The 11,742-nt window shown below is 74.9% G+C and carries 12 protein-coding genes, 1 tRNA gene and 1 riboswitch; of the genes, 8 read left to right on the top strand and 5 right to left on the bottom strand.

Features of this window, described 5'->3' with window-relative positions; all coding sequences use genetic code 11:
* Position 1 precedes the first annotated feature (1 nt).
* From E1O70_RS16035 to E1O70_RS16055, 5 genes are all read left to right on the top strand, one after another.
* Positions 2-1,036, top strand: coding sequence for a Ppx/GppA phosphatase family protein (locus E1O70_RS16035; protein ID WP_082774680.1), 1,035 nt, complete (start codon positions 2-4; stop codon positions 1,034-1,036).
* A 210-nt stretch (positions 1,037-1,246) separates the two neighbouring features.
* On the top strand, positions 1,247-1,579 hold the full coding sequence (locus E1O70_RS16040; RefSeq protein ID WP_034651541.1) for a PadR family transcriptional regulator: 333 nt from the start codon (positions 1,247-1,249) through the stop codon (positions 1,577-1,579).
* Positions 1,579-2,973, top strand: coding sequence for a hypothetical protein (locus E1O70_RS16045; RefSeq protein ID WP_061268678.1), 1,395 nt, complete (start codon positions 1,579-1,581; stop codon positions 2,971-2,973). The genes E1O70_RS16040 and E1O70_RS16045 overlap by 1 nt, the downstream gene beginning before the upstream one ends.
* 191 nt (positions 2,974-3,164) lie before the next feature.
* Positions 3,165-4,655: an NAD(P)/FAD-dependent oxidoreductase gene (locus E1O70_RS16050; protein ID WP_043656236.1), complete on the top strand. Its 1,491-nt coding sequence runs from the start codon at positions 3,165-3,167 to the stop codon at positions 4,653-4,655.
* A gap of 152 nt (positions 4,656-4,807) precedes the next feature.
* Positions 4,808-4,884, top strand: a tRNA-Leu gene (locus tag E1O70_RS16055).
* Between the two features lie 42 nt (positions 4,885-4,926).
* Here the strand turns inward: E1O70_RS16055 and E1O70_RS16060 are convergent.
* Positions 4,927-5,322: a VOC family protein gene (locus tag E1O70_RS16060; protein WP_061268677.1), complete on the bottom strand. Its 396-nt coding sequence runs from the start codon at positions 5,320-5,322 to the stop codon at positions 4,927-4,929.
* Positions 5,323-5,406: 84 nt separating this feature from the next.
* Complete coding sequence (locus E1O70_RS16065) at positions 5,407-6,333, bottom strand: VOC family protein (RefSeq protein ID WP_061268676.1); 927 nt, start codon at positions 6,331-6,333, stop codon at positions 5,407-5,409.
* An 86-nt stretch (positions 6,334-6,419) separates the two neighbouring features.
* Positions 6,420-6,548: riboswitch (TPP riboswitch) on the top strand.
* On the opposite strand from E1O70_RS16065, the gene E1O70_RS16070 reads away from it, so the two are divergent.
* The 3 genes from E1O70_RS16070 (at position 6,539) to E1O70_RS16080 (ending at position 8,900) form a co-directional block, all read left to right on the top strand.
* On the top strand, positions 6,539-7,291 hold the full coding sequence (locus E1O70_RS16070; protein ID WP_082774678.1) for a TenA family protein: 753 nt from the start codon (positions 6,539-6,541) through the stop codon (positions 7,289-7,291). It overlaps the preceding riboswitch by 10 nt.
* A gap of 114 nt (positions 7,292-7,405) precedes the next feature.
* Positions 7,406-7,888, top strand: coding sequence for a helix-turn-helix domain-containing protein (locus tag E1O70_RS20620; protein WP_061268675.1), 483 nt, complete (start codon positions 7,406-7,408; stop codon positions 7,886-7,888).
* 73 nt (positions 7,889-7,961) lie between these two features.
* Entirely contained in the window at positions 7,962-8,900 is a 939-nt protein-coding gene (locus tag E1O70_RS16080) for a DUF6882 domain-containing protein (protein WP_061268674.1), read from the top strand.
* A 43-nt stretch (positions 8,901-8,943) separates the two neighbouring features.
* On the opposite strand, the gene E1O70_RS16085 is transcribed toward E1O70_RS16080, so the two are convergent.
* The 3 genes from E1O70_RS16085 to E1O70_RS16095 all read right to left on the bottom strand — a co-directional run.
* A complete protein-coding gene (locus tag E1O70_RS16085; protein ID WP_061268673.1) occupies positions 8,944-9,549 on the bottom strand; it encodes a ClpP family protease in 606 nt (201 codons plus the stop codon).
* Positions 9,549-10,214, bottom strand: a complete 666-nt coding sequence (locus E1O70_RS16090) for a ClpP family protease (protein ID WP_061268672.1) — start codon at positions 10,212-10,214, stop codon at positions 9,549-9,551. The genes E1O70_RS16085 and E1O70_RS16090 overlap by 1 nt, the downstream gene beginning before the upstream one ends.
* Before the next feature lie 86 nt (positions 10,215-10,300).
* The coding region (locus E1O70_RS16095; protein WP_134724200.1) for a fibronectin type III domain-containing protein at positions 10,301-11,742 on the bottom strand (1,442 nt) is incomplete at its 5' end.

Genomic DNA, 11,742 nt, shown 5'->3' on the forward strand with positions numbered 1-11,742 from the left:
CATGACCTCTGGCTCCACCTCTCCGCTCACCCGGGACCCGGGCGCGACCGCCGCGCCGGCCGCCTCGCCCGCCCCCGTCCCGCCCGGCGCCTCGCGCGTGGCGGCGATCGACTGCGGCACCAACTCGATCCGCCTCCTCGTCGCGGACGTCGACCCGCAGGCCGGGACCCTCGTCGACCTGGACCGCCGCATGGAGGTCGTCCGGCTCGGCCAGGGCGTCGACCGCACGGGTCGGCTCGCCCCCGAGGCGCTCGCGCGCACGCTCGACGCCGCGCGCCGCTACGCGCAGGTGATCGACGACCTGGGCGCGACGCGGACGCGCTTCGTCGCGACGTCGGCCACGCGGGACGCCGAGAACCGCGACGAGTTCGTCGCGGGCGTCCTCGACGCGCTCGGCGTCGAGCCCGAGGTCGTCTCGGGCGAGGAGGAGGCGGCGCTGTCGTTCCGCGGGGCGACGTCGACCGTCGCGGCCGTGCGCCCCGGCCCCTACGTCGTGGTGGACCTCGGCGGCGGCTCGACGGAGCTCGTGCTCGGCACGACGACGCCCGACGCCGCGTACTCGATGGACGTGGGGTGCGTGCGCATGACGGAGCGGCACCTGCGCTCCGACCCGCCGACCCCCGAGGAGGAGGCGGCGGCCCGCGCCGACGTGCGGGCCGCGCTCGACGACGCGGCCCGCGTGGTGCCGCTCGGGCGGGCCGCGACGCTCGTCGGCCTCGCCGGGTCCGTCACGACGGTCACGGCCCACGCGCTCGGCCTCGCCCGGTACGACCGCGACCGCATCAACGGGTCCGTGCTGCCGGTCGACACCGTGCTCGCGGCCTGCGACGACCTGCTTCACCGCACGCGCGCCGAGCGCACCGCCCTGGGGTTCATGCACCCCGGGCGGGTCGACGTCATCGGCGCGGGCGCGCTCGTGTGGTCGGAGGTCGTGCGCCGCGTGCGCGACGACGTCGCCGCCGCGGGCGGCACGCTCACCGAGGTCGTGACGAGCGAGCACGACATCCTCGACGGCATCGCCTGGTCGCTCGCCTGACCCGGGGCCGCCCCGGCGGCCCTTCCTGCCCGACCGCCGAGCCCGGCGTCGCGCGGCACCGGACCCCGGTGCCCGCGACCCGGGCTCCGGCGTCTCCGGGGGAGGGGCGTGTCTTGTGCACGGTACTGCGCATCGCGCGGTAGTGTGCATCCCGTGATCCCGGTGGCCGAGTACCGGGACGGACCGGGGCCACGCCCGACGGAGGGACGGATGGACACCACGCAGCTGCTCAAGGGGGTGCTCGACGCGGCGGTGCTCGCCGCGGTCGAGGCCGAGGACGGGTACGGGTACGACGTCGTGCGGCGCTTGCGCGCGGCGGGGCTCGAGGACGTGGGGGACGCGTCCGTGTACGGGACGCTGCGGCGCCTGTACGCGGGCGGGGCGCTCACCACCTACGTCGTGCCGTCCGACGCCGGGCCGCACCGCAAGTACTACGGGATCAACCCGCAGGGCCGGGCCATGCTCGACCTGCACCGCAAGGAGTGGCAGACGTTCGCGGGCACCGTGTCCGCGCTGCTGCGGACCGGAGAGGTGGCCGCCTGATGAGCACGACGACCCCCGCGCAGCCGCCCGCCGGCGCACCCGTCGGACGGGCCTTCTACGGGTACGTCCACGCCTACGCCCAGCAGGTGCGCGCGCACCTCGTGGACCTGCGCCCCGACCAGGTCGAGGAGCTCGCCGACGGGCTCGAGGCCGACCTCGCCGAGGCGGTCGTCGACGCGCCCGGGGCGCTCCCGCGCCGAGCCCCCGCGCCGGCGTCCGACGGCGCTCCCGCCGGCACGGCCGGTACGGCTGGCACGGAGGCGCTCGACGACACGGGCCTCGACCTCGTCGCGTTCTTCGGTCCGCCCGCCGAGTACGCCGCCGAGCTGCGCACCGCGGCCGGCCTGCCTCCCGTCGCCCCGGGCGCCGCGCGGGGCCCGCGCCCCGGGCTGCGCCGTCGGCTGACCGGGCTCGGCGAGAGGCTCGCGGCGGACTGGCGCGCGGGGTGGCAGCCCGTCACCTCGTCGCCGCAGTGGGCCTCGACGGCCGAGTTCCTGCGCGCCCTCACGCCCGCGTGGTGGATCCTGCGCGGCTGGGTCGTGGCGACGCTCCTGCTCGCCCTGGTCGCGGGATACCAAGTGGCCGTGCTCCCGCCGGACCTGTCCGCGCGCGTCGTCGTGCTGATCGCGGTCGTCGTGAGCGTGCAGTGGGGCCGGGGTCGGTGGCTGCCCACCCGCGGGCTGCGGAAGGTCGGCCGTCCGCTGTCGGTCGCCGCGGCCGTCGCGGCCGTGCCCGCCGTCCTCGTCGCCGCCTCGGCGAGCGCGTCGAGCCCGTACGCGTGGGACCGCGGCTACGAGCAGGGCCGCAGCGACGCGAGCAGCGGCCTCGTGAGCAGCGTGTCGTTCGGGAGCGGGGACTCCCCGGGCACGGCGGGCGTGTGGGTCGACGGCGCGCAGGTGTCCAACCTCTTCGTCTACGACGCGGCGGGCGAGCCGCTCCGCGACGTCCAGGTCTTCGACGACCGCGGCCGCCAGGTCCGCACGGTCACCGAGGAGGGGGCCTCCGGGATGTGGGCGGTGCCGGACGTCGAGGGTATGTGGTACTTCCAGCCCGCCCTCGCGACGGACGGGCGTGAGCGGTGGAACGTCTACCCGCTGCGCGCGGTCGCCGAGGAGGACGTCGAGTACCCCGAGGGCGACGGCCGCCCCGTCCCGGCGACGGGGACGCGCACGCGCGACATGCCGTGGCCGTTCCTCCAGGCACCGACCGCGGTGCCGTCGAGCGTGGGGACGGGGGAGACGTCGTCGGGCACGGGCGGTACCAGCGACGCGCCGGCCGACGAGCCGGCCGAGGGCGACCCGGCGCCGTCGCGGGAGGCGCCCGCGACCCCGCCCGCGGGCGGGGTGGCGCCCGCACCGACCGGCCCGACGCCCGTCGTCGGCGCGATCGGCTGAGCGGCGGGGCCGGGGTGGTGCGCCGTCGGCGGACGGCGGCGCCCCACCCCGGCCCCGGGCCCTGCGGAATGTCGCCTGTGCCCGCGTGTGCCCGCCTCTGCCCCCGTCCGTCCGCGCGGCGTGGGGCGCGTCACGCCCGTCAGGCGGACGCTCCGGCTCGCCTGTGCCGCAACCGGTAATACTCTGGAACCATGCCTCAGAATGACCTGACCTCGGTCAGCCGTGCCCAGACCGCTTCGCCGCGGCCCCGCAAGGTGCCCCGCGTCGTCGTCCTCGGCGGCGGCTCCGTGGGTCTGTACGCCGCCCGCCGGCTGCGCAAGAAGCTCGGTCGCCGCGAGGCGGCGATCGTCGTCGTCGACCCGCGCCCGTACATGACGTACGCGCCGTTCCTCCCCGAGGCGGCCGCGGGCTCGATCGACGGCCGCGACGTCGTCGCGCCGCACCGCCGTGCGCTCAAGGGCGTCGACGTGCTCCAGGGCAAGGTCGTCTCGATCGACCACACGGACCGCCGTGTGACGATCCACCCGGAGGAGGGCGACGACTACTCGGTCACGTACGACCACCTGATCGTCGGCCTCGGCTCGGTGTCGCGCACGCTGCCCATCCCGGGCCTGGCGGAGAACGCGATCGGCTTCAAGAACGTGGAGGAGGCCATCGCGGTCCGCAACCACGTGCTCAACCGCATGGACGTCGCGTCGTCCACGTGGGACGAGAAGCTGCGTCGCCGCATGCTCACGTTCACGTTCGTCGGCGGCGGGTTCGCGGGCATCGAGGCGCTGGCCGAGATCGAGGACATGGCCCGCTACGCGACGCGCAACTACGCGACGATCGAGGAGAAGGACCTCCGCTTCGTCATGATCGAGGGCGCGGGCCGCATCCTGCCCGAGCTCAGCGAGCCCATGGCGCAGTACGCGCTCGACGAGCTGAAGAAGCGCGGCATCGAGTTCCACCTCAGCACGTTCCTGTCGTCGTGCGTGGACGGCCACGTCGTCACGTCGACCGGGGTCGAGTTCGACTCCGACACGATCGTGTGGACCGCGGGCGTCAAGGCGAACCCGGTCCTCAAGGAGTCGTCCGACCTCCCGGTGGACAAGCTGGGCCGCATCACCGTGCTGCCGACGCTCCAGGTCGCGGACGCCGACGGCAACGTCGTGCCGAACGCGTGGGCCGCGGGCGACTGCGCCGCCGTCCCGGACGTGCTGAACCCGGGCAAGTTCTGCCCGCCGAACGCGCAGCACGCCATCCGTGAGGCCACGCGCCTCGCCGACAACCTCGCGCTCGAGCTGCACAGCGAGCCGCCGGTCGAGTACCGCCACAAGAGCGTCGGTACGGTCGCGTCGCTCGGCCTGTACAAGGGCGTCGCGGAGCTGTTCGGCGTGTTCAAGCTCCGCGGGACGCTCGCGTGGCTCATGCACCGCAGCTACCACGTCATGGCGATGCCGACGGGGAACCGCAAGATCCGCATCTTCATCGGCTGGATCGGCCAGTTCCTCATGGGTCGCGAGCTCGTGTCGCTCGGCTCGCTGCACGACCCGCGCGCGGAGTTCCGCGCCGCGTCCGTCCCGCCCAAGAAGGACGGCGACCCGGTCAAGCAGACCGCGCAGGGCTCGGCGGCCGCGGCGGAGTCCGGTGCGGGCACCGTCGACGCCGACGACCGGACGCCGGCGGCGAAGGCCTCCTGAGGCCGCGGCCGGGCCCCCGGCCCGGCCGTCGTGCCCGACGACGAGGGGCGAGCCGCGCGTGCGGCTCGCCCCTCGTCGCGTCCGGGTCCGAGCGGGCGGCCGTCGTGGCGACGGGCCCGGGGAGCCCCGCGCGCGCGGTAGATTCGGCCCGCGCCCCCATGGCCCAACTGGCAGAGGCGGCCGGCTTAAACCCGGCGTGTTCCGGGTTCGAGTCCCGGTGGGGGCACCATGCCGACGGGCGGTCGGCTCCGCGGCGCCAGGGCTCCCCGGGCTACGACAGCCCCGTCGGGCCCTCCGGCTCGGCCGGGGGAGCGGCCTCCTGGCCGAGGATCACGACGGTGCCGTCCGGGTCCTGCACGCGCGCGACGCGCTCGCCCCACGGCTGGTCCGCGGGCGGCTCCAGGACGGGCACGCCCGCGGCCGCGAGGTGCTCGACGGCGCGGTCGCAGTCGTCGACGTCCACCCACAGCACGACGCGGGTGTCCGCCGGAGGCGGGTCGCCCTGCCCGAGCCCGAGCGGTGACCCGCCCACGCGCACGCTCACGTAGACGGGCGGGCCGTCGTCGGGGAACGCGTACTCGACCGTCCCGCGCAGCAGGTCGCGGTAGAAGCCGAGGGACCGGTCGAGGTCGGCCACGGTGAGGACGGGGAAGAGGCTGCGGAACACGGTCGCTCCTCGGTGCGCTCGGCGGGTCCTCCCATCGTGCGCCTCGTGCCCCGGGCGCGCGCTCCGTGCCCGGGCCGCCGCGCCTCAGCGCGCGAGCAGCTCCTCGGTCGTGGTGCCGGGGACGGACAGCGTCACGCGCGTGCCCCACGGGTCGTGCACGACGACGGAGCGGCCGTCGTCCGCGTGCTCCAGCCCGCGGGCCCGGAGGCGCGCGACGAGCGCGTCGAGGTCCTCGCGGCCCGGCACCGTGACGGCGACGTCGCCCAGCCCGAGGCTCGCGGCGCGGGGCCCGGCGCCCGCGCTGTTCCACACGTTCATCGCGACGTGGTGGTGGTACCCGCCCGCGGACGCGAAGAGCGCCCCGCTGTACCCGGTGAGCGTCGCCTCGAAGCCGACGGCGTCGACGTAGAAGGCGTGGGCGGTCGCGACGTCGCCCACCTGCAGGTGCACGTGGCCGACGCGGCCCGCGAGCGAGGGGCCGGCGTCGAACGTCTCCTGGTCGAGGTGCGTGCGCAGGTAGGCGTTCGGGTCGAGGAACGTCGTCGTCATGAGGATCTGGCCGTGCTCGCGCACCCACGTCTCGCGGGGGCGGTCGGTGTAGAGCTCGACGCCGTTGCCCTCGGGGTCGGTGAAGTAGAACGCCTCGCTGACGAGGTGGTCGCTCGACCCGACGAAGGTGCCGCGGCGGTCCTGCGCGGCGCGGTAGACGGTCGCGGCGAGGCTCGGGCCGTCGTCGAACAGGAAGGCCGTGTGGAACAGGCCGGCCTGGCGCGGGTCGACGGGCGGCAGCCCGGGCGTGTGCACGAGGCGCAGCATGGGTGTGCGGCCGCGGCCCAGCACACGGTGCACCTCGGCGCCGCGCGACCGCTCCTCGAGCGGGGCGAGGGCGAACGCGCCCGTGTAGTACGAGGTCATGAGCTCGAGGTCGCCCACGCGCAGCGTGACGGCGTCCATGCTCGTGGACGGGGACAGGAGGCGGTCGGTCGGCGCGCCCGGCGTGCTCGTGGTCATGTCTGCTCCAACTTGTTGTCGCTACAACTATATTCCCACACCGTGGCGAGGGCTCCCGCACCGGCGCCGTCCTTGCTAGGGTCGGCGCGAACCACGCGGGGCGTCCCGCCCGGGCCACGGCCCGGGCCGAGGGACTGAGACGAGCGGTACGGCCGCCCGGACCCGTCGAACCTGATCTCGCTAGCACGAGCGGAGGAACGTGGGCATGACGACGCCTGCTGCCATCACCCTGAACCCTGTCCTCGCGGACGACCCGACCGCGCTCGTCCGGCAGGAGGAGACCGGCTTCACCGCCGACCTCGCCCGCCAGTACGCGGACCTCTTCGAGACGTTCTACGACCACCCCTTCCTGGCCGGGCTGCGCGACGGCTCGGTCGAGCCCGCCGCGGTGCGCCACTACGTGGGCCAGGACCACCAGTACCTCACGGCCTACCTGCGCTGCTACGGCCTCGGCATGGCCCTCGCGCCCGACCGGTCGTGGGCGGCCTACTTCCACGACAAGGCCGGCTTCCTCCTCGACGACGAGTCGCACGCGCACCACGCGATGTGCGACTTCCTCGGCGTGACGTACGAGGAGGCGCAGACGCAGCGCCTCGCGCCGAGCGCGCAGGCCTACGTGGACCACATGACGGCGGCCGGCCGCGACTCGCTCGGCGTGCTGCTCGCCGCGCTGCTGCCGTGCCCGTGGACCTACATCTGGTCCGCGCGACGCTTCTGGCTCGGCGAGCGCGAGACGACGCCCGGCGCCCTCGCCGACGACCACCCGCTCGCGGGCTGGTGGCAGTTCTACGCGGCCGAGCGCACCGAGGACGTCCTCACGGACCTGCGCGCACGCCTCGACGCGCTCGCCGCGGACGCGGGCGAGGCGGAGCGCGCGCGCATGGAGCGCGCGTTCGAGCTGAGCTGCCGCCACGAGATCCGCTTCTGGCAGATGGCCTGGTCGCTCGAGGGTTGGTGACCCGTCCGGCCGGGCCCGCGGCCGACCGTCGCGCCGTGCGCCCGGCCTTACGCCAGCAGCAGATGACCGCCCGGGTGCCTCGGCACCCGGGTGGGCCGCGGGTAGCGTGATCGCATGGACGCGACGAGCGCGGTGCCGGACGGGGTGCGCGATGCGGTGCCGGACGTGGTGACGCCGCGCCCCCGCTCCCGGACGGGCGGGAGGGCGGAACCCCTCCTGCGCCACGTCATCGGGGGGATCCTGCGGCGGGCGCGGCTCGCGCAGGGGCGCACGCTCGTCGACGTCGCGGCCGCCGCGCGCGTCTCCACCGCCTACCTGTCCGAGGTGGAGCGCGGGCGCAAGGAGGCGTCGTCCGAGGTCCTCGCCGCCGTCTGCGGCGCCCTCGGCCTGCGGCTCGTCGACCTCGTCGCCCGCACGGGTGAGGAGCTGCGGCCGCTCGCACCTGTCCGCGTGCTGTCCTCCGCGCGGGAGCGGGGTGCCCTCTCCGCGCCGCGGCACGTCGCGCCGGTGGGCGAACCCGTGCGAGACCTCCCCGTCGCCGAGACGCTCCGCCGTCCGACCGCGCGCGCCGGCGACGTCCTGCTCCTCGCGGCCTGAGCGGCGGTCCCCACCGCACCGCACCGCGTGTCGTGCGGAGGCCGGGCACCGTGCGCGCCGATACCGTCGGTCCATGACGGAGCCGCAGACCGCGCACGGCACGGCAGCCCAGGACGTCCCGGCCCTCCAGGACCTCGTCGACGACGCCGCGTTCCTCTCCCACGAGCACCAGCTCCACCTGTCGGACCTCCACGGCGACGACGCCTGGGCCGCCGACATGACCACGGGCGTCTTCACCTTCACCGCGCCCGACGGCGTGACCGCGACGTGCCGCCTCCAGTTCCTCGGTACGGCCGCGCCCGGTCCGGGCACGTGGATGTGGGCGTGGCAGAACGTCAACGGCTTCCCCGACGGCGTGCTCACCGCCGCCGAGAGCGCCCGGCGGACCGGGCTGCGCGAGGCCGCCGAGCCGGAGCTTCCCCTCGCCGACGACCTCGCCCACCGGCTCGCGCTCGCGGCCAAGGCCGTGACCGGGTCGTTCACCCACTACAGCGCGCCCGTCGGCGGCGGCACGCGCGCGTGGTTCCTCCTGGACGACGCCGACCTCGCCCTGCCCGCACCGAGCGTGCCGCGCGTCGTGCGCACGCTGAGCGAGGGGCTGCTGTCCGTCACGGTCGTCGACCACCGGCGCGCCGTCGCGTCCTACGCGAGCGCGCGCGGCCTGCCGGCCGTCGAGGACGGGACCGGCGCCGTCGTGCTCGACGTGCCCGACGGCACCGTGACCGTGCGGTTCGACGAGCGCGGCCGGATCGCGGGCATCTCCGCGTCGTCCCGACGCGCCGCCGAGCCCGAGGCCGCGGCGTCGGAGCCCACGGCGTCGGAGCCGCCCACGGCAGACCCTGCCGCCTCGGAGCCGACGGCGCCCGCGCTCACCGTCTCGGAGCCACCGGCGGACGAGCCGGCCGCGCCCGAGCCTGCGTCCGCGGCGCCGGAATCGGCCGTGCCCGAGCCGTCGCCCGCGGAGACGACCCCCGAGCCGCGCCGCCGGTCGTGGTTCCGACGACGCGGTTGACGACGCGGCTGACGTGGCACGGGGTCGCCCCCGCGGTCGGGCGTCACGCCGCCGCGGCGAGCTTGCGCGAGGTGACGACGGCGTCCGCGACGCGGTACTCCACGGCCTGGCGCGCGGTGAGCACGAGGTCGCGGTCGGTGTCGGCGCGCAGGCGCTCGACGGTCTGGCCCGTGTGCCGCGCCAGCACCTCCTCCGTCTCGGACCGGATCCGGAGGATCTCCTCGGCCTGGATCGACAGGTCCGAGATCGTGCCCTCCCCGCCGCCCGACGGCTGGTGCAGCAGGACGCGCGAGTGCTCCAGCACGAACCGCTTGCCGGGCGTGCCCGCCGCGAGCAGGACGGCCGCGGCCGAGGCCGCCTGGCCCATGCAGATGGTCGAGACGTCGCAGCGGACGAACTGCATCGTGTCGTAGATCGCCATGAGCGCGGTCGCGGAGCCGCCCGGTGAGTTGATGTACAGCCCGATCTCCTGGTCCGGGGCGTCCGACTCCAGGTGCAGGAGCTGCGCCATGACGACGTTCGCGACGCCGTCGTCGATCTCGGTGCCGAGGAACACGATGCGCTCGGACAGCAGGCGGGAGAAGACGTCGAACGCGCGCTCGCCCAGCGGCGTGCGCTCGACCACGGTCGGGATCGTGTAGCTCGCCATCACAGACCCACCTTCCGGGCCGCGCGGGCGGGGCGGACGTCGTCGACGCTCTCGACGATCCGGTCGACCATCCCGTACTCGAGCGCCTGCTGCGCGGTGAACCAGCGGTCGCGGTCGGAGTCGTCGGCGATGGTCTCGACGGACTGCCCGGTGCTCTCCGCGAGGAGCCGGTGCATGAGCCCCTTGGTGTAGACGAGGTTCTCCGCCTGGATCGCGATGTCGACGGCGGTGCCCCCGATCCCGGCCGACGGCTGGTGCATCATGATCCGCGCGTGCGGCAGCGCGAACCGCTTGCCCGGCGTCCCCGCGCACAGGAGGAACTGGCCCATGCTCGCGGCGAAGCCCATCGCGACGGTCGACACGTCGTTGGGGATGAGTCGCATCGTGTCGTAGATCGCGAGGCCGGCGCTCACCGAGCCGCCGGGGGAGTTGACGTAGAGCGCGACGTCCGCGCGCGGGTCCTCCGCCGAGAGCAGGAGGAGCTGGGCGCACAGGCGGTTCGCGACGGCGTCGTCCACGGCCGTGCCGAGGACGACGATGCGCTGGTGGAGCAGGCGCGTCGTGAGCTGGTCGTCGAACGAGGAGGCCGCCGAGGCTGCAGCCTCCGCGCGCGGGGTCCGGTGGTGGTCGCCGACGGCAGGTCGGCCGGTCAGGTGCGTGGTCATGCGACCACCCTGCGCCCGCCCGGGCCTCGCGAGGAGGCCGATCTGCCGTCGGCTCATTCGCCGACGGCAGATCGGCCGTCGCCGCGCTACCTGATGGGCCAGTCCCGGTGCTCGACCACGATGCCGCTCGGTGCAGGGCTGATCGTCACGTAGACCTTGGCCGTGCGCTGGGTCCCGTACGGGTTGCCCAGGATGCACCCGAGGTCGACGTAGCCGCCCGCGCTGAGGTGCTCGGTCCACGTGAAGCTGCCGATACGGTTCCCGTCGTAGTAGCACGCGAAGGTGTAGTTGCCGGAGGGGAACGTCGCGTTCGCGTTGACGCGGAAGACCGTGCAGACGCTGGTGTTCTGGCAGTCGCCCCACGAGCCGGTGGCCTTCCCTGGCCCACGCGTCACCCAGATGGTCGGCGGGACCGGCCGCGGGTCGGTGCGGATCGTCTGGCCCGAGCTCCATGGGCCGCACCCGGCGGCGTTGCACGCCTGGGCGATGAGCGTGTAGGTCTGGTCGTAGTCGCCACCGACGTCCACGCTCTGGCCGGAGCCCGACCTGTTCTGGCTGCCGGAGAGCTGCCAGTTGTACCGGGTGACCCCGCTCCCGCCGTTGGACGACGGTGCCGTCACCGTGAACGTGCCGCTCGTGGCGCCGGTCTTGTTGGGGCTGACGCCCGGCGCGCTGGGCTTGCCGTACGCGCTGATCTGCCCCGACGCCGGGCTCGACGTGGACGTGCCGCCCTTGTTCGTCGCGGTGACGGTGAACGTGTAGTTCCCGGCGGGGAGGCCCGTGAAGTCGACGGACGTGCCGGCGACGTCCCTCTTCGCGCCCCCGGGCGACGCGGTGACGGTGTACCCCGTGATCGGGCTGCCGTTCGCGTCGGCGGCGCCCCAGGACACGCGGGGGATGCCGCTGTCCTGCCCGCCGCCGCCCACGTTCTGCACGCTCGGCCGGGGCGGAGCCTCGGGGCGCCCGTAGGGGACCACGGCCGCGGACGCCGCGCTCTCCGCCGTCCGGCCCGCCTTGTTCTCGGCCGTCACCGTGAACGTGTACGACGACTCGTTGTCGAGGCCCGTCGCCTTGTGGCTCGTCGCCGTGAGGGAGAGCGCGGCGCCGTCGCGGGCGCCGTTCTTGTACCGCTGCAGGGTGTAGCCCTTGATCGCGTCGCCGTTCTCGAACGGCGGCTTCCACGACACGTCGATCGAGCCGCCGTTGAGCGGCGAGTCCGCGGCGCGGACCGCGCTCGGCGTCTCCGGGACGTCCGGCAGGCCCGCCGGGACCATCTCGCCCGAGTACTCGCCCCAGTCCGAGGGGTCGGGGGCAAGGTTGTTCGCCCGGACCCGGACGCTGTACGCGGTGCCGTTCTCGAGCCCGTTCCACACGTACTGGGTGCCCGAGAGCGCCGTGACCTGGACGGCGCCGCCCTTCGGCGCCGGGGAGATCTCGAGGTCGACCGTCTCGATCGGCGAGCGGTCGGTGTAGGTCTTGTTGGTCCAGGTGACGGTGAGGGACTTGTCGCCGAACTCGAGGCGGGGTG

Origin of the sequence: Cellulosimicrobium funkei (assembly GCF_004519295.1) — a bacterium.
GTDB classification, from domain to species: Bacteria; Actinomycetota; Actinomycetes; order Actinomycetales; family Cellulomonadaceae; genus Cellulosimicrobium; species Cellulosimicrobium funkei.